The organism is Butyricicoccus porcorum (genome assembly GCF_002157465.1).
Taxonomy (GTDB): Bacteria; Bacillota; Clostridia; order Oscillospirales; family Butyricicoccaceae; genus Butyricicoccus_A; species Butyricicoccus_A porcorum.
In genome coordinates, this window is sequence record NZ_NHOC01000003.1 from 1 (window position 1) to 17,672 (window position 17,672).

Sequence of the window (17,672 nt, forward strand, 5' to 3'; positions counted from 1 at the left end):
TCCTACTTACCGAATGCCAATGGCGGAGGTTAAATCTATTATCTTTCGATATGTGTTTATCTACTATAATCGGAAGCGAGTATATACGTCGAATCCCTTAGGGCTTCCACCCGCTGTTTATAAGACACATTACCACAATATGTATCATTCATCTGCTGCTTAAAATTTGTGAGTTTTTAGACTGCACTTTTCTTGACAATTCCACACATTCTTCCAATCAATACCAGACGATTCATTGACACAGTTTAATTAAAGTGAGACCGGTACGCAGGGCAAGGCTGGCGGAACATTGTTATCGTCTCATTTTTATGTTATAACATAAGATACATAACAGCAGTTCCGGAGTGGTGAGTAAAAATTGCAAATTGATTGATCGGCGGCAAGCTGGATTTTTGATCTCTACAGATCTGACACAATCAGCCGAAGAATCCGCCTTCCAGGGATAGATAAATTATTGTATACTATCCGTATGAGTAAAAAAGTGAACCGCGGCTCATAGGTTCATTCCCGTTCTGAAAGGTATTTTCATTACAACAATCAGCCCGCCGGAGAAGAGATTCTCCGACGGGCTTTCATCGTTATACTGTTACAGTGACAATTGGCTGCAGAATGCAGATCATGCAACCTTCGTATAGAAGGAATACATCAGAGTTGCAATCTGTGCACGTGTGCTGATACCACGCGGCTCAAAGCGATTGTCTCCCATACCAACCATCAAACCGGTCTCCTGCATCAATCGAACTGCATCAACTGCATAGCTCGAAATCGAAGCACTGTCAGCAAACAGCGGCTTGCTGTTGTCAGTAGGCAGTGTGATCTTTGCGTAGCTCAGATAGTTGCTCAGCATGACGGCTGCCTGCTCACGGGTAATCAGCTTCTCCGGTGCAAAATGCTTGGCATCAATGCCGGAAACAATGCCGTTTTTCACTGCCCAGTTGACACATGGCGCATAGTATGCATCCTTGGAAACATCCACGAATTTGCTGGAGCCTGCATACTGGGTCTTGTCGATCTGTGCCAGATTGGACAGAACGGTGACGAACATGCCGCGGGTCATACCCAATTCCGGAGAGAAGGTCGTTGTAGAAGTACCTGCAAACAGCTTCTTTGCAGTGACATAGTTGATGTAGTTCTTTGCCCAATGGTTTTCAATATCGGTAAACTGTGTATCCTCAGCTGCACCATCACCAACCGTGCCGTAATTGTCAAAGTCCTTGGCATAATTGCGGTAAACGGTGCTGTCCTGATGACCAGCAGCACCGGCGAAGGTGCCCTTGTTCCAGTCAACCAGTGTATTCCAGGTCTTTTGTGTACCTGCGGTCAGTGTGTAGGAATTCAGTACCGGAACACTGGATTCTTCACTGTTCAGATCGGATACAAAGGTAGATACAATGCGGACATACTTGGCATTGCCCATGCCGGTCAGTGCGACCGTGTTGGAACCGTTTTTCAGTTCGACCTTCTTTTCTTCCTTGATGGTTTTACCGTCATCGGAGGTCTGAATCAGGGCAGTGATGGAAGCATTGCCTGCAAATGCTGTATCATATGCAAGAGCGGAGGGAGCAGCAGTTGCTTCAACCCATTCGGTTGTATGGGTACCAGTGGTTTCGATATTGTCGCTCTCGAAATCAAGCCAGATTTTCAGGCTGTCAGCCGAAGCACCACTCTCTGTGGGATTCGCGCGTACATTGGTTACTTCCTCTTCAGAAAGCTTGGAGGTGTAAAAACGTACCTGAGATACAGCACCCGGCAGCATGGTGTGATACATGCCGCGGTTGCGATTGGTCTGCAGGGTATTCTTAAAGCCAAGACCAATATACATGGGTTCACCGTCCCAGGTTTTGATGGGTGCGGTAAATGCAGGCTTGTCTACGTGTGCGCTGTGCAGCTCATTCTCATAGGAATCGCCGCCGGTTTCAAAATCAAATGCACTGGTGTACTGTACCCACTGATCCTTCTTGATACCATAAGAAGCATCACTGCCGTCATTCCAGCTGAATTCACCATTGTCATCCAGCAGACATACACCATAGGTTACCTTGCCGGTTTCACGGACTGCCATACGGAACATATACGGTGTGCCCCAGCCAAGACCAATGCCCTTGACCATCAGCGGGTTATGGTCCGGAATAGCACCCTTGCCATCCAGATCCTCGTACTGTTCGGTCAGCTCAGATACACCGCCCTTGGTGGTGCCGGCGCTGGGCAGATTTGCCCATACCATACCGGTCATTGCATCCTCCGGGGTATAGCCGCCGTTATCCGGGATTTCAATATAATCACGCTTGCCATCCAGAATCAGGGTCTGCTTTCCGTTGTCATCTGTGCCAAATTCCGGCTGGCCATGAATATATGCATCATTGCCGCTGCCGGATTTATCCTTGACAACCGGCATGCCCTGAATGGAGCCTTCCACATAAATGGTCTGAGGCTCTGCATTGCCGATGGTAACCTCATATTCGCCGGCCTTGTCAAAGGTATAGGAGAATTCTGCTACCTTTGTTTCGCCGGACTGCAGAGTATACCGCTTGCTGTCAACGGTTTTGCCGTTTACTTTAAACTCAGCTACATCGCTGCCTGCATCATTGCCGATATTGACAACATCAGCTTTAATATGCAGTACATTGCTGTTGGTATCACTGACATCCTGATCGCCCTGTTTGGTGCGGATGTTGGTGAAATCGAAGGTAGCAGGACGATAGGTTACATTTACATCTGTGCTCTGGTCAGCAATCTTCAGAGTATGCTTACCCAGAGATTCCATTCTCAGAGTACCGGTCAGTGTCGCGGATTTACCTGGATCCAGCGTGACGATACCGTCGTCAAAGTGATAGAGATACCGGATCGTTCCATTGTCGTCAACCGGAATCACAGCGGCAGCCAGGCCCTTGCCTGTATTGGTTACGGTAGCGGAAATGGTAACCTTACCATTGTACTGCACTTCATCCGGCTGAATGGAAATATCCGACCAGGACAGCTGCTGCTTGTCCTTTGCGATCAGTGTTTCATTGGCTGCTACGGAATTTGCACCTTCGCCGGTAGCACCATAGTTTACAACCTTCATAACACCGCTGCCCGGTGTGCTGGTGATGTAGAAGAAATCACCCTTCTTGTTGTAGGTGCGTGCATCCTGATGGGTCAGATAAACGGTACCTGCGCCGACTTCCGGATTGCTGGATACAGCACGTGCATAGCTGTGGGTATGACCGGAAATCATCAGATCTACATTGCCCGGTTCAATGACATCCGGAATATACCGCTTGGTATATGCATCAGATACCGGATGATGCATCATGATCATACGGAAATCCGCATTTTTTGCTGCATCTGTTTCCAGATCAGCTTTCAGCCAGCTCATGGCATTCTCAATGGTTTTGAGGGTTGCCTCGTCAGCCTGCTGACCGGTGGCTTCAGAATTCATCTGGAACAGTCCCCAGGGGTTACTGTTCATGGTGATGATGTGGATACCTGCATAGTTGAAGGAGCTGTCACCCTCCACCGATGCACCATATTCCGCATCCTGAATGGAATAAACATAGGTGTCAAAATAGATACCACCCTGGTCATGATTGCCGCTGGAATAAACAACCGGATAACTGTGAATGAAGTCATCCGCAGCTTTGCCATGGAACCAGAAACTGAACTGTTCTGCCTGTGCACCGGTGCCTTCTACCAGATCACCACAATGCAGCATAACATCCGGATTAAAATTCTTTACCGCTGCGTCCAGTTCATTGCGGGTTGCGAAGATATGGGAATCCGACAGAGAAATCATGCGGATTTCATCGGGATTTTCACTCAGAGTACGGAAGCTTGCCTGACAGGTTTCACCATTTTCCAGCTTTACCTCGTAGTAATACCGGGTTCCAGCCTGAAGATGATCCAGTTTGTAGTGATACAGGTTCATTTTAGCACCCTGGAAATCCGGTGCGTCCTCATCTACATTCACCGTAATTGGATCGCAGAGTGAATCCTGTTCTGTGCCGTATGCAATCGTTGCAGCTACATTTTCTGTGCTTTCCCATACAACGACCATACTGTTGGTTTTAGGTGCGAGCAGATACGGGCCGTTTTTAAACTGAGCGCCATCATCTGCTGCAAATGCAGTCGGTACGAGACCAAGAACAAGTACCAGTGCCAGACACATGGCCTGCATTCGTTTTAACAGTTTTTTCATGGTTTGTTCTCCTTTCTTTGGTATAAAATGGGGATACAGCTTGCTCAAGCATCACCTGCTTTCCTGGCAATTGTTTTAAAACGGAACAGTGTGTGCATTTTTTGTGTTCATACTGTGTCCGTGCTATGGTTGTACCTTACCACGTGAAGGAATAAAATTCAATAATAAATGAAATAAAAATGAATAAAACTCTGTATTGAATAAAAAACACCCGGAAAAATTGGCTAGTGTGCCCAAAAAGAAACCACCCGCTGTCCGAATCAGCCGAACAACGGGTGGCTGTAGTATGTATTTTATTCCGCTGCCTCACGTGCCTGCATATCCGCGATAATACGCGGATATATTTTGTCCAGCCGGTAAAACAGCAGGAGGATACAGATACCACCCCAGGCGAGAATATTACCGATGATGTAAATGCGAATGAGCATAGCGGATTGGGTGGCATTGATAACAGCAGTTCCGGCAAAGCCAACCATAGACATCAATGCACCGAATGCTGCGTTAGTGATACCGGAACCGAATTTCTGTCCGGCAGTGGTAGCGGAAACCACCAGTCCCTGCACGCGGATGCCGCTTTTCCATGCACCATATTCGATGATATCCGCAAGCATGGAATATTTGGCGCCCCGGAAACAGCCCTTTCCGATACCGCGCATCACGCAGGCAAACAAGGACAATGAAATACTGGTTGGATTGAAAAAGAGGGAAACCGTACCGATGACTGCGGCTGCCGCACCAATGAGCGCTACATTCCGTTTGCCGAAGCGAATGAGGAATGGGGCAAGAATCAGCACCGTAATTACCTGAGGAATATTTTCAAAGGAGGAAAGCGCGCCGCACAGGTCACGATTCCCCAGAATGTACTGGGCATAATATGCATTGCAGGTTCCGGTTACCGCTTCATAAAAGGAAAGAAAGACGGTGAGGAAAAAGAACAGAATGAAATAGGGATTGGACAGACATAGCTTGATCCCCATCCAAAGCGGTACCTTTTTTCCATCTCTGGTTTTGGTTTCTTTGTTCACTCGTTCATGGCAGTTATGAAAACACACATACAGCATAACAATAGATACAACAGCATAGCCAATGGACACCTCAATCCAGGCCTGCTGGGTATTGCCAAGCAGAGTTACCAGAGGAAAGGTAATGGCAGTGATAATCAGATTACCGATGGCGGACATACCGGTGCGGAACAGATTGATAACAGAGCGCTGGTCAGTATCTCGTGTCATCAGTGTTGCCAGCGTTGCATAGGGAAGGTTCAGGGAAGTGTATACCACTGTGGTACAGAAATTATATGTAATAAAGACATAAATGATCCGGACCATGGAAGATGCCGGCGGAACAGTAAACAGCAAAATAGCGGACAAGCCATATGGAAACATCATCCAGAGTATCCAGGCACGGGATTTGCCGTGTCGGGAATGGGTACGATCCACCAGATGACCAATCAAAACATCAGAAATGCCGTCGAAAAAGCGGGAAATCAGCATAATGGTACCGACGGTCCCCACACCGATACCGATAACATTGGTATAAAAATAAAACAGCAATGAGGTCGTCAGTGCGAATACCACATTGCAGGCTACATCCCCCAGACCATAGGAAAATTTCTCCTTCAGGTGAATGGGTTCAAACTCTCTCTGATTACCGGGACTTTTGTTTTGTACAGATGACACAGTAGTTCTTCCTTTCACAATGTACCATTCTGCCGGTATAAGACCATGCAGAAGCTCTCTTTTCTGATGGAACAGACCACCAATACATTGTTGGTAGTTTATCATTGCATCAAATAAAATTCAATTCTCGTTTGAGACAAAGGAATATTATTTATTTTGTACAGTGTGTACAATGTTATTTCTGTGTGTTATACTAAATCCATCAAGATGAATGAGGGTTTTTTATGAAAAGTAATCCATATGCTGCAATTCAATCAAAATATGAAAGCTTCCCAAAAGTGAGCCGGAGAATTGCTGATTTTATTCTGGAAAATCCGGAGCGGGTCTGTTCTATCAGTATACAGCAGATGGCACGGGAGCTTGACATTGCGGAATCCAGTATCATTCGGTTTTGCAAGCAGATTGACTGTTCCGGATTCAGTGAAATGAAGCTGCTGCTGGCGAAATATGCGCCTCAATCCATACATACCATTTTTGAAGATTTATCTGAAACAGACACCGTTACTTCTATTACAAAAAATGTTTTCGGACGAAATATAGACACCCTGCAGCGGGCACTGGATCTGCTTGATTTTGAAAAAGTAGAACAGGCAACTGCCCTTATGAGTCAGGCAAAACGCATTGTCGCTCTGGGTGTAGGAGCATCCGGTTCTATTGCCAGCGATTTTTATATTCGCCTCATGCGTGTAGGCATTCAGGCAGAAGCCTTTACGGATTCCCATTTGATGCAGATTGCTGCCAGCCAGGCGGGACCGGAAACGGTATTTTTTGGCATTACACATACGGGTAAAACCCGTGAGATTGTGACAGCACTGGAGCTGGCACGTTCCCGGGGAGCAAAAACCATCAGTATGACGGGATATCCGGATACACCGGTGAAACGGGTATCAGATATTTGCATGGAATTGTATTCACCGCTGCAGCTGTTTGTGTCTCCCCGCGTGGCACAGGTAACACTGCTGGACAGCCTCTATGTAAGTCTGTCTATCCGACAGAAAAATCAGGTGGTGGAGAATATTCAAAAAATGAATGATGCATTGGCTGATTTTAGATTATCATAAAAAATGATAGGCAGGATGGATTTGACGATGAACTATTATTTTGCTCCAATGGAAGGAATCACAGGTTATGTGTTCCGAAATACCTTCCAGGAATATTTTGGCGGGATACATACCTGGTTTTCCCCATTTCTCAGCCCCAAACATGACGGAGGGCTTCGGTCAGGAGAAATCCGTGATATTTTGCCGGAGAATAACAGCAATGTCCGGCTGGTGCCGCAGATTTTAACCAATGATGCCGCTGCATTCCGTCTTACAGCAGAGCGGCTGAAAGAATACGGCTATTCAGAGGTAAATCTGAATCTGGGCTGCCCATCGGGTACGGTGGTGGCGAAGAAAAAGGGTGCAGGTTTTTTGGCAGAAACAGCGCTGCTGGAGCGTTTTCTGGATGAAATTTTTTCCCAATGCCCCATCCGGATCTCCATCAAAACAAGAATCGGAAAGGAAACACCGGAGGAATTTCCGGCGCTGTTGGAGTTGTTCAATCAGTATCCGGTTTCTGAATTGATTGTTCATCCACGGGTACAGACGGATTTTTATAAAAACAAGCCTAACTGGGAGATGTTCGCCTATGGGGCGGATAACACCAGCATGCCCGTGTGCTATAATGGGGACTTGTTCACAACACAGGATATCCAACAATTTACGACACAGTTTCCCAGTGTGCAGACTGTGATGCTAGGCAGGGGATTGCTGGCAAATCCCGGTCTTGCGGCACAGGCAGAAGGGGAGAAGCCTGTGGACAGCAAAACACTGATAGCGTTCCATAACACATTGCTGGAACGCTATCAGGAAATTCTGTCCGGACAACGTAATGTGCTGTTTAAGATGAAAGAACTGTGGGTATTTTTGGTTTGCCTGTTTGCAGATGGTGAACCATATGCAAAAAAAATCCGCAAGGCACGGACGTTATCGGCGTATCAGAAAGCTGTGGACAGCCTGTTTGCGGAGCGGGAGCTGCTGGACGAATCGGTTTATACAGGAGAGTAAATAGATATTATTTTGCCGGTATACAATAAAGGCCATTTGTGGAACATATAGTGACTGACCCGAGAAACAGGAGTCGGCAGAACCAGCTTTACTGCTGGTTCTTTTTTAACCTCCTGTTTCATAAAAAGATATATTGACGCATCAGTTTCTGTGGCATGGTTTGATACATGACTGATAGTTCTGTTCTGCCTGTTCCCAGTTGACTACGTGGAACCAGTCGATGATGTAATCTGCACGCAGATTGTAATACTTGAGATAGTATGCATGCTCCCATACATCAACAGTCAGGATCGGACATAGTCCGGCCTCAATCGGGCTGTTCTGGTTTGGTGTAGTGATGATATATAGTTTATCGCAGGTGCCAACCAGCCAGGCATAACCGGAACCAAAGACAGACTGCGCTTCCGCCTGAAAATCCTTTTTGAACTGTTCTATACTGCCAAAGTCCCGATTTATGGCAGCTGCAAGTGCGCCGACAGGCTGTTGCCCGGCTGATGGCTGCAATCCATCGAAATAAAACCTGTGGTTGTATACACCACCTGCATTGTTGCGCAGGATATTTTGCGTGTCATATGGCAGGCTGGATGCATTTTGAATTAATTGCTCAAGTGACAGCCGCTGCAGCCAGGGATGGGTACGCAGAATGGCGTTCAGATTGTCGATGTATGTTTGCAGATGACGGTCATGATGCAGCATCATGGTTTTGGTGTCGATATATGGTTCCAGTGCATCATATTTATATGGCAGGGGAAGATTGACAAATGGATAATATTCGTTTTGCATACATATCCCTCCGAAACTCAATTCGTTTTCAGCATATGCGTTCCGCATGCGGGCGGTTCAGCACAGAAGAGAGGGAATAGATAAAGCCTGTGCTCTCTCATTTTTCAGAAAGCACAGGCTGATGATCTGTTATTCTTCACATGTACGCATTGCAAGGATGGTTTTCTCGATCAGATCATCCAAATCCCAGCCCAGCATTTCTGCACCGCGCTGAATCACCTCTCTGGAACATCCTGCCGCAAATTTTTTGTTTTTAAATTTTTTCTTCACGGATTTAGCTTCCAAATCCTGTACACTTTTCGATGGACGCATAATGGCAACCGCACCAATTAATCCGGTTAGCTCATCGGTTGCATACTATAGTGGCTCAGTTGTCAAGACAAAAATCTAAGATTTTTATAATGAACTGATATAGTGGACAAGTTACAAGAAACATGGGGAGAACAGTGGAGCACTCCCCAGATTCAATATATGCTAAGCTACATATGGCATCAACATTGCCGGATAGTAGCATTCAGCCGGTGTTTGGTAATCAAGTGCAGAATGGCGCCGCTCAAAGTTGTAGATGTGGATATACTGTCCGATAGCAACTCTTGATTCCCTGATGTTGTTGTACTGTGTCAGATAGGCTTCCTCATACTTGAAGCTGCGGAACCAGCGCTCAATCATGATGTTGTCTGCCCAGCGACTTTTTCCATCCATACTCTGGCGGATGCCGTTTTCCTTTACAAAGTCAATGTATTGCTGACTTGTAAACTGACAACCCTGATCTGAATTCAGGATTTGAGGTTTTGCTACTTTGAAAGCTTTTTTCAGGGCACTGATAACCATTCTGTGTTGTGGTCAAGCGTTTTTGTAACATCTATGGCTAAAAAAATTATTGATAATTGCTTGGAGTCAATTAGAGCTGCAAGATTCCGCCATAGGCGCTTCATGCTCTGTCGCCTGATCTACCTTGCGATTCGAGTCTGATATGGTGTGCGGTAACCGTTAGAACTATGAGGACGGACATGATTGTAGCGGACATAAGCAAATTCCTCTACTGCCTGATAGAGCGATTCCTCTGTTTGAAATTCATACAGGTTGGTACATTCGTTCTTCAATGTATTGAAGTAGCGCTCCATCGGTGCATTGTCGTATGGATATCCGGCCTTGCTCATGCTCTGTGTCACATGTACCGATTCACAGAATTCAACAAATGTTTTGGATGTATACTGTGATCCTTGGTCGCTGTGAAGAATCAATTCTCCCTTCATTGCCGGCTGTGATTCCAATGCTTTTTTCAGAGTGCGAATTGCCAGGTCGCTGGTAATGTACCGGTCCGTGATGCTGGCAACCACACTTCGATCATACAGATCAATGATACTGCAATTGTATCTCACATCATGGTTCTTTAAAAACAGATATGTAAAATCTGTACACCATTTGTGATTGATCCTGTCGGCATGGAAATCCTGATTCAGCCTGTTTTCAAAGACCTTGTGTGGTTTTCCATGCTCATATCCCGGTTTTTTAGGGCTAACAATGGAGAAAAGCCCCATCTCTGTGTTCATATATTTATGAATGGTGGCAGGGCTATAATGAAAACCTTGCCGTTCCAGGTAGACCGTCATGCTCCGGTATCCGTCCACACCATTGTGGGCATGGTATATTTCCTCAATCCGCGACTGAACCGCTGCTTTCCGGGTATAGTAATCCGCTTTCCGATGTTTCCGGTAGTTATAATAAGCATTAGGATGCAGTTCCAGCCGCCGGAGCAGCCAGCGGACACCAAACTTGTCCTTATATTGGTCGATGAATCGATAAGCCTCTAATCGATCTCCTTTGCAAAGAATGCCGCTGCTTTTTTTAAGAAGAGATTCTCTTTCTTTGCTTCTTCTAATTCTCTCCGGAGACGGAGATTTTCCTTCATTAGTTCCAGCTCATTCCCAGCTTCTGGATTTGATTGGGCTTTTGTTCGGCATTCTTCGCTGAATTCTCGACACCACTTGGAGATGCTGGCTTTCGATACACCATATTCTGCAGTGATACTTTTATACGTTCGACCTTCCTCTAAATGCAGTCGCACGATTTTCTTCCTGAATTCTGGTTCATAACTTTGCGGCATAATCATTCCTCTTTTCTTTGTAACATTATTATATCTTAGTTAGCCGCTTCTGTTACAACTTTAGATGATTATTTAAAGTTTGGCCCGAACAATGAGTTATATCTTGACGGAACCGATTCTACCGCTGTGATTGCATTTTATCTGACTCCGGATGAGAATGTCGGTGACTCTAAGAGAACAATTCAGATTGGTGCGCATCGAAAAGCAGAAGTTGACAACACAGACGCTGTTCCTCTGGTCTATGGCAGTAATGCTGAAACTGTCGATTCCGCAACAGATACAAATTCTTATTCTGTTGCGAGCGGAACAGAGCAGTATTATACCATTGACGTCAGCAAGCTGCAGCGGGATACGCAGGGCAGATATCTCGTTCTGATCGGAACTACTGGCGGAGATAACTTCAATAATACACTGGCATTGACCAATTTGAAGATTGCCGGTTACACGATGACAAGTGCAGAAAGTGAAATTCAGAAAGCAGCAGATGCTGGAGAAGGTGACCTGTTCCGTCAGGTACGCGCTTACAGCGCATTGCGCAAACCGAAAGCAGATGAGCCGGCAGTCAATGAGAACCTGAATGTTATCTCCGCAGAATTGAAGTCTGCTAAGGTGTCACCAGGCAAAACTGCAACGCTGTCCGTTACTGCTTCTGAAGAGGCAGAAACCCTTGAGGTTCTGGATGCGGATGGAAATCTCGTGGAATTTACCAAGGTAGCCAAGAAGAGCAAGAAGGGTAATATCGTATTTACTGCTGCATGGAAGGTTACTGGCAGCAGGGGCGATAAGCTCGAGTACACCGTTCGTGTAAAGGATGCTGATGGTGCTGTTTCTGCGAATCAGGAAACTGTATCAATTACAATTAAATAAAGAAAGTAAAGAAGGTGATAAACATGAAGAAACCGTACAGCAAACCAATGATTTGTGTAGAGGAACTTCAGTTGGATTCTCCAATTGCGGCGAATTGTATGGCGAACAAAGAGGATATGAATTCATTGATTGGGCTTGGATATTTTAATGACGAGCATAATTGTCAGAGAAACGTAGATGTGATTGACTGGGGCGACGATACGATTTGCTACCACAGCAATGTACAGACAGCATTCCTGTCCTAATCATCACTATGACATTTCGGTATCATCTGATGATTTCCGAATTGCTTCTGCGGATTGAGTCACCGCGAAACCTGACCCTTCCTCATTGCTTTCATCCTTTTCTGGTGGGCAATGAGGAAGGGAAAAAGCCTGATATTGTACTTGATATTTCTTTTGGAGACGGTCATTTTAGCAATTGCTATGGGGGAACACCGATGTCCGGGAATATCTGTTTCCGAGAAGATGCCCTGATCCAACGGTATTACTGGAAAGAAAATGAGTACATATACAGGGTCGAAAAAGAATACGGCAGGGGGAATACTCCCTGCCGTATTTTTATTCCGGAAAGTTTTGCTGACACTTTTTGCAAAAGCGGAAATCTTATGAATTATCTCGCCATAGAGCGGATGATGCTTCAATTCGACAGAGTATTTCTTCATGCATCCGTTGTGATCTATCGGGGGAAGACATACTTGTTTTCAGCTCCGTCCGGTGGAGGAAAATCTACTCACGCGGCATTATGGAAACAATATTGCGGTGCAGAACTAATCAACGGCGACAAAGCGTTAATTGCGGTTCGTGCATCCGGATGTGTTGCATATGGAAGTCCTGTTGCGGGAAGCTCAGAAATTTATCAAAATTTGGGGGCACCATTAGCAGCGATTATTTTTTTAAGAAAAGGGAAGGAAAATCGTGCAGAAATTCTGCATGGGCGTAATGCATATCTCAATGTTTACAGTGAGTTGGTCAAATGTCCATGGGATCAAAACTATAACTGCCGATTGCTCGAGTTGACAGAACAGATCGTGAAAACAACACCGCTTCTGTCTTTAGAGTGCACACCTGACCTTGAAGCCGTAGAGTATATTTTAGGATATTTAGAGAGGAAAGAGATATGAAACACCAAAAATGGCTTTATAGGCCGGTTTCTATGATCCTGTTGATCGTGATGATATTCACGGTCGGTATTCCGGTTGGTGCTTATGCAGCAGATAAACAATGGCAGCTTCGGGATGATTCTCGACTGTTATGGGTGAAAACGGATGACTCGTCCAAGGAAAATGAGGACTTGGCAAAACAAATTCAGCTTTTTGATTCCGAACTGGCGGCTGAGGGCCTTTCAAATTCTGTTCTTCCGATCATATATGGTGAAAGCAGCGACGCGAAAGACGGAGATATTCTTTTGATTTTGGATGCTGCGCTTGGAATTGCAGAACAGGGATATGGAATTGTCAAGAAAAGTGCAGTCTAAAAACTCACAAATTTTAAGCAGCAGATGAATGATACATATTGTGGTAATGTGTCTTATAAACAGCGGGTGGAAGCCCTAAGGGATTCGACGTATATACTCGCTTCCGATTATAGTAGATAAACACATATCGAAAGATAATAGATTTAACCTCCGCCATTGGCATTCGGTAAGTAGGAATTCTATAGAGCAGTTCCTTCTTCAAAGTTGCGAAGAAGCTCTCCATTCGGGCGTTATCGTAGCAGTGTGCCACACCGCTTAAGCTCTGCAGCATACCATATTCAGAAAGTTTTTTCTTGAACGCCTCGCTGGTATACTGGCTTCCGCGATCGCTATGAAGTGTCGCGCCTCGAACCGGATACCGGCAGGCAACTGCCTTGAGTGTATTGATACAAAGTTCTTTTCGCATATTGTCATCCATCTGAAGAGAAAGAATCTCACCGTTAAAGCAATCCATAATCGGGGAAATATAGAGTTTTCCGTCCAGGCAGCCGATCTGCGTGATATCTGTCAGCAGTTTTTGATACGGGGTATCAGCCCGAAAATCCTGCTTGATCAGATTTTCCTCCTCTTGAATTTCGGTGGCAGCGCGTGTTAAACCATGCGGACGTCTGGGTCTGCCGTGAATCAGACCTTTTTCGTGCATAATTCGCCTGATTCTACGTTTTCCTGTGTGGAATCCGTTCTGCTCCAAGGCAAGCTGCATTCGTTCCACGCCGTAATTGTCATTATAATCGGATTCATTCATAATCCTGTCTATTGCCGCCGAAAGAAGCGCGTCCTTAGACGGCTTACTGAGATTCTTCAGATATCGATAATATCCAGATTCGCTTATATGAAGAATTCTGCATAATAGTTCCACACTCCACTCCTTATCTGAATCTGTCTGTATAGAGTGGATAAAGCGGTATCGCTCATGTGCTTTTACTTCTTTCGGCGCGCTGCGAAAAAACCAAGAGCCTCCTGAAGTATATCGTTAGCTCGTTGGAGCTCTTTGACTTCCTTCTCCAGCTCAAGCATTCTTCGTTCCTGCTCGCTTGCCGGCAGTTGTTTATGACCACTTCCTACAAATGCCTGATCTCCGTATTTCTTTCGCTTACCTCGCCAGGTTGTGACTGTATTGTAGGGGATTCCAAGCTGGTCAGCCGCCTTCTTTGCTCCGATTTCATCTGAGAGCTTCAATGCTTCTTCTTTAAAATCTTTATCGTAGCTTCTTGCCATGATTTCTCACCGTTCCTTTGTTCTTATTCTATCATAGTTTGGTGAGTTTTCCGACTCTACTTAAATGATACCACTCCAATATGAGGTCGAGGTTGATACGGACAATATTACAATTCGTGCGTCTGATGCAGACGGACTGTTTTATGGCTGCCGTTATGTGGAGCAGGCGATGCTTCAGCAGAACGGGCTTGCAGTCGGTGAAACATATTCAGACAAGCCTGATTGTACAGAACGGGGATTCTTCCTTGACTGTGGACGCAAATATTATTCGCCGGAATGGATTAAGGACATGATCAAGGAGATGTCCTGGTCGAATATGAATGCAATCTATCTTCATTTCTCCGAGGAAATGGGCTTCCGGCTGGAAAGCAAGACATATCCATGGCTTGCGGGAGCGGACAATACCCTTTGTGTCAATGGTTCTGATAGCGGTGTAGCTGCAGACAATGGCAAATATATTACACAGGATGAGATGAGAGAGATTGCCGAAGTTGCCAAGCTGTATCATGTGGAGATCATCCCTTCGCTGGACAGTCCTGGACATATGAATTATGCGGTTAAAAAATATAAAGCCCAGTACGGCGTGGATATTGGAAACTATTTTCATTATAACGGTACAACCTCCATCGTGCAGGGTTCCGGGCCGGAAAGTGCACAGAAGAGCTATTCTCGTGGTATTGATATCTCTAATGAAGAAGCGGTCACCTTTGCGCAGAATTTGTACAAAGAATATGCTGAGTTTTTCCATGAGTTGGGTTGTACCAAATTTGACATCGGCGGTGATGAACTGCTTGGCTGGGGAGCAGCTGTGACTTCTTCGGTCTCCAAATGGAAACAGCTTGACCACTGGAAAACTTATGCACAGAACCGAGCAAAGCAGGAAGGCAAGAGCAATTATAGCAATGCAGTGGCCTATGATGCGTTTATGTATTATATGAATGACATATATGATATCGTTAGCAGCTATGGATACACTTCTGTGCGGATGTGGAATGATGATGCACTGCGCACCAGCGATACCGGTTATCAACAGGTCGTTGAGTTGAATAAAAATGTTGAAATTCAGTATTGGACACCTGATGCCAACAGTTCAAAAAATAATATTTGGACGTATCTGAACAAAGGCTACAAAGCATACAACTTCCTGAATTCATACAGCTATTATGTATTGGGTAACAAACATACAGATACTGGCAGCGGTAGTTATGAAGGATGCACGCCTCAGCGAATCTATGAGAACTGGAATCCGTATGTGTTTGCTCCATATGGTGATACCAATACAGGAAAAAATACATCCATAGGCAATCCCAATATTAAAGGCTCCGCATTCTGCGTATGGAGAACAATCCAAGAAATACCGGGAATCTGTCCTGCATCTCCTGAAACAAAACGACTTAATTTCGGACGAGGTATAATAGATGGCGAATAAAATAATATTATTTGTCAGTATCTTGCGTGCTGACAGCAAAGAACAATCCTACTCCGCTCCAAACGGCAAAACATATACTGGTTTGCAGACCAACGAAGCGCCTGTACAGTATTTGCTGGAAACGCACCCCGATATATCAGAGATCATCTGTGTTGTTACGAAGGAAGCAGAGAAGGAAGCCTATAACGAAGCTGGAAACAAACTGATTCTGGCAAACGCCTGGGAACAGTTCAGAAAAACAATTATTAAATCCTCAGGCAAAGAACCGACGAAAATCAATTGGTATTCAGAGCGGAGCTTTGAAATGGATATTCTGCCTAAAATTTTAGAAAAAATTGAGGCGAATGACACTATCTATCTGGAGACCAGCGGAGGCAAACGTGACAACGTCATGTATCTGACCCTGTTGAGCCGTGCTCTGACATATCAGGGTGTAACGATTGGACAAGCTGTATACAGTGATTTTGAGAAAAAACAGATCAAGGATATTACCGATCAGTATCGATTATTCGACCTGATCGGCGGTATGCAGGATATGGCATCCTTTGGCAATGTCGGAAAGCTTAGGGAATATCTTGGCAATCCGGCAGAGGATATCCTGATTGAAAATCTACTGTCTGCAATGGAGGTGCTGTTCGAGAATATCACTCTTTGCCGAACCAAAAACATCGATGCAAGTATGGAATCGTTCAACAAAGCGCTGAAAGAAGCAGAGAAGTGTGAAAACCCGTTGATGCGTCAGCTTCTTCCGGCCTTTCAGAAGAAATTTGGAAAGGATAAGAAGCTGACGATTCCAAGATTGATTCAATGGTGTGTAGGCAGTGACATGGTACAGCAGGCATTGACGGTGTACACAGAGCGCATTCCCGCATATGTGATAAACAAAAGCAAACTGCTGAAAGCCACGCCGGAAGAACTTGATCGGGTGAAAGCTACAAATGCTGCATATCGTGATCCGTGCACGATTGCTTTTACAGATGGCTTTTTAAAGCTGGCTGACAGAAAGAAAATATGGCGTGAGAAAGACGATGATACTTACATTACAACCCTGAGAAATTTACAGGATTGTATGAAAGATTCGCCGTATACTACTGCGTACAGTATTAAGCAGCTGCATCAGATCGCATTGGATTATCTGTTCTTGAAGGATGTCCGTAATATGACCAATCATGCAAATGCAGAGGTTATAGCAAAGGACTGTCATTTGAAGTATTATGCGGAAAACAAGTATCCTGATATGAATCACATAAACATGAAGCAATTGAAACAGTTCATTCAGGATGCCATTGGACATTTGGTCAAAAAGTAGTTGAAAACAAAAGAAAACCATAAAACGAAACCGGATACGGAGATTTGAAATCTCTGTATCCGGCTTTTTTTGTATACCTAAGCGCAGGTAAGATTCAATTGGCAACAGGAGGCTTATGGCTTTTGTGGATTCTGAGTTTCAATACCTAAGCGCAGGTAAGATTCAATAATAACTGCACTGTGATTATATCGCAGAAAGCGAAGGTTTCAATACCTAAGCGCAGGTAAGATTCAATCGGTTTCTCCCTGAAGTGTTAGTGGCACTTTTAAGTGTTTCAATACCTAAGCGCAGGTAAGATTCAATCTGATGTATGAAATCAACGGTTATTATCTGGACGATGTTTCAATACCTAAGCGCAGGTAAGATTCAATTCCGCACTGGAAGCCGACAACGCGGAATACAAGTCCGTTTCAATACCTAAGCGCAGGTAAGATTCAATATCATGGCGGCGAGGACTAGCAGTTTTTTACGCAGTTTCAATACCTAAGCGCAGGTAAGATTCAATATGGGGGTATTACGGCATCTGCGATACCGAGGAGGTTTCAATACCTAAGCGCAGGTAAGATTCAATGGGAAATG

General features: G+C 45.0%; 14 protein-coding genes, 2 pseudogenes and 1 CRISPR repeat array (1 of these 17 running past the window's edge). Of the genes and pseudogenes, 8 read left to right on the forward strand and 8 right to left on the reverse strand.

Features of this window, described 5'->3' with window-relative positions; all coding sequences use genetic code 11:
- Positions 1 to 616 precede the first annotated feature (616 nt).
- Positions 617 to 4,177 carry an S-layer homology domain-containing protein gene (locus CBW42_RS03470; protein WP_087017813.1) on the reverse strand — a complete coding sequence of 1,187 codons (3,561 nt, stop codon included), beginning with the start codon at positions 4,175 to 4,177 and terminating at the stop codon, positions 617 to 619.
- 293 nt (positions 4,178 to 4,470) lie between these two features.
- Positions 4,471 to 5,856 carry an MFS transporter gene (locus tag CBW42_RS03475; protein ID WP_165761037.1) on the reverse strand — a complete coding sequence of 462 codons (1,386 nt, stop codon included), beginning with the start codon at positions 5,854 to 5,856 and terminating at the stop codon, positions 4,471 to 4,473.
- A gap of 224 nt (positions 5,857 to 6,080) precedes the next feature.
- Here CBW42_RS03475 and CBW42_RS03480 point away from each other — a divergent pair, with 224 nt between their 5' ends.
- Both CBW42_RS03480 and CBW42_RS03485 read left to right on the forward strand, forming a co-directional pair.
- The gene (locus CBW42_RS03480) at positions 6,081 to 6,917 is read left to right on the forward strand and encodes a MurR/RpiR family transcriptional regulator (protein WP_087017817.1); all 837 of its coding nucleotides are present in this window, start codon (positions 6,081 to 6,083) and stop codon (positions 6,915 to 6,917) included.
- A 27-nt stretch (positions 6,918 to 6,944) separates the two neighbouring features.
- A complete protein-coding gene (locus CBW42_RS03485) occupies positions 6,945 to 7,904 on the forward strand; it encodes a tRNA dihydrouridine synthase (RefSeq protein ID WP_087017820.1) in 960 nt (319 codons plus the stop codon).
- A gap of 141 nt (positions 7,905 to 8,045) precedes the next feature.
- Here CBW42_RS03485 and CBW42_RS03490 read toward each other — a convergent pair whose 3' ends face one another.
- The 4 genes and pseudogenes from CBW42_RS03490 to CBW42_RS03505 all read right to left on the reverse strand — a co-directional run bounded on the left by CBW42_RS03490 (position 8,046) and on the right by CBW42_RS03505 (position 10,800).
- The gene (locus CBW42_RS03490) at positions 8,046 to 8,687 is read right to left on the reverse strand and encodes a superoxide dismutase (RefSeq protein ID WP_087017823.1); all 642 of its coding nucleotides are present in this window, start codon (positions 8,685 to 8,687) and stop codon (positions 8,046 to 8,048) included.
- Positions 8,688 to 8,816: 129 nt separating this feature from the next.
- A pseudogene (locus tag CBW42_RS03495) lies at positions 8,817 to 9,044 on the reverse strand (hydrolase); the annotation flags it as partial.
- A 117-nt stretch (positions 9,045 to 9,161) separates the two neighbouring features.
- Positions 9,162 to 9,518, reverse strand: a complete 357-nt coding sequence (locus CBW42_RS03500) for an integrase core domain-containing protein (protein WP_087017825.1) — start codon at positions 9,516 to 9,518, stop codon at positions 9,162 to 9,164.
- Positions 9,519 to 9,637: 119 nt separating this feature from the next.
- A protein-coding gene (locus CBW42_RS03505; protein ID WP_087017827.1) for an IS3 family transposase occupies positions 9,638 to 10,800 on the reverse strand; the annotation gives its coding sequence in 2 pieces (ribosomal slippage) (positions 9,638 to 10,545 and positions 10,545 to 10,800; 1,164 coding nt in all).
- 120 nt (positions 10,801 to 10,920) lie between these two features.
- Here CBW42_RS03505 and CBW42_RS03510 point away from each other — a divergent pair.
- From CBW42_RS03510 to CBW42_RS03525, 4 genes are read left to right on the forward strand one after another with little or no spacing between them, the layout of a single operon-like run.
- On the forward strand, positions 10,921 to 11,661 hold the full coding sequence (locus CBW42_RS03510) for a hypothetical protein (RefSeq protein ID WP_087017829.1): 741 nt from the start codon (positions 10,921 to 10,923) through the stop codon (positions 11,659 to 11,661).
- Positions 11,662 to 11,684: 23 nt separating this feature from the next.
- On the forward strand, positions 11,685 to 11,906 hold the full coding sequence (locus CBW42_RS03515; RefSeq protein WP_087017831.1) for a hypothetical protein: 222 nt from the start codon (positions 11,685 to 11,687) through the stop codon (positions 11,904 to 11,906).
- A 29-nt stretch (positions 11,907 to 11,935) separates the two neighbouring features.
- Complete coding sequence (locus tag CBW42_RS03520) at positions 11,936 to 12,784, forward strand: hypothetical protein (protein ID WP_133058248.1); 849 nt, start codon at positions 11,936 to 11,938, stop codon at positions 12,782 to 12,784.
- Positions 12,781 to 13,137: a hypothetical protein gene (locus CBW42_RS03525; RefSeq protein ID WP_087017835.1), complete on the forward strand. Its 357-nt coding sequence runs from the start codon at positions 12,781 to 12,783 to the stop codon at positions 13,135 to 13,137. Before CBW42_RS03520 ends, CBW42_RS03525 begins: the two co-directional genes overlap by 4 nt.
- 13 nt (positions 13,138 to 13,150) lie before the next feature.
- On the opposite strand, the pseudogene CBW42_RS03530 reads toward CBW42_RS03525, so the two are convergent.
- A pseudogene (locus tag CBW42_RS03530) lies at positions 13,151 to 14,047 on the reverse strand (IS3 family transposase); the annotation flags it as partial.
- A gap of 11 nt (positions 14,048 to 14,058) precedes the next feature.
- On the reverse strand, positions 14,059 to 14,355 hold the full coding sequence (locus tag CBW42_RS03535) for a transposase (RefSeq protein ID WP_087017840.1): 297 nt from the start codon (positions 14,353 to 14,355) through the stop codon (positions 14,059 to 14,061).
- A gap of 157 nt (positions 14,356 to 14,512) precedes the next feature.
- Here CBW42_RS03535 and CBW42_RS03540 point away from each other — a divergent pair, with 157 nt between their 5' ends.
- Together CBW42_RS03540 and CBW42_RS03545 are read left to right on the forward strand one after the other, a co-directional pair.
- The gene (locus tag CBW42_RS03540) at positions 14,513 to 15,784 is read left to right on the forward strand and encodes a family 20 glycosylhydrolase (RefSeq protein WP_165761038.1); all 1,272 of its coding nucleotides are present in this window, start codon (positions 14,513 to 14,515) and stop codon (positions 15,782 to 15,784) included.
- A complete protein-coding gene (locus tag CBW42_RS03545) occupies positions 15,774 to 17,093 on the forward strand; it encodes a TM1812 family CRISPR-associated protein (protein ID WP_087017844.1) in 1,320 nt (439 codons plus the stop codon). The genes CBW42_RS03540 and CBW42_RS03545 overlap by 11 nt, the downstream gene beginning before the upstream one ends.
- Positions 17,094 to 17,160: 67 nt before the next feature.
- Positions 17,161 to 17,672: a CRISPR direct-repeat array (repeat unit 32 nt; unit sequence GTTTCAATACCTAAGCGCAGGTAAGATTCAAT) (it continues 58 nt past the right edge of the window).

Excerpts from the sequence above, each read along its gene's own strand:
- CBW42_RS03470 (WP_087017813.1), bottom strand. The coding sequence starts at position 4,177 with ATGAAAAAACTGTTAAAACGAATGCAGGCCATGTGTCTGGCACTGGTA.
- CBW42_RS03480 (WP_087017817.1), top strand. The coding sequence starts at position 6,081 with ATGAAAAGTAATCCATATGCTGCAATTCAATCAAAATATGAAAGCTTC.
- CBW42_RS03485 (WP_087017820.1), top strand. The coding sequence starts at position 6,945 with ATGAACTATTATTTTGCTCCAATGGAAGGAATCACAGGTTATGTGTTC.
- CBW42_RS03490 (WP_087017823.1), bottom strand. The coding sequence starts at position 8,687 with ATGCAAAACGAATATTATCCATTTGTCAATCTTCCCCTGCCATATAAA.
- CBW42_RS03500 (WP_087017825.1), bottom strand. The coding sequence starts at position 9,518 with ATGGTTATCAGTGCCCTGAAAAAAGCTTTCAAAGTAGCAAAACCTCAA.
- CBW42_RS03515 (WP_087017831.1), top strand. The coding sequence starts at position 11,685 with ATGAAGAAACCGTACAGCAAACCAATGATTTGTGTAGAGGAACTTCAG.
- CBW42_RS03520 (WP_133058248.1), top strand. The coding sequence starts at position 11,936 with ATGATTTCCGAATTGCTTCTGCGGATTGAGTCACCGCGAAACCTGACC.
- CBW42_RS03525 (WP_087017835.1), top strand. The coding sequence starts at position 12,781 with ATGAAACACCAAAAATGGCTTTATAGGCCGGTTTCTATGATCCTGTTG.
- CBW42_RS03535 (WP_087017840.1), bottom strand. The coding sequence starts at position 14,355 with ATGGCAAGAAGCTACGATAAAGATTTTAAAGAAGAAGCATTGAAGCTC.
- CBW42_RS03545 (WP_087017844.1), top strand. The coding sequence starts at position 15,774 with ATGGCGAATAAAATAATATTATTTGTCAGTATCTTGCGTGCTGACAGC.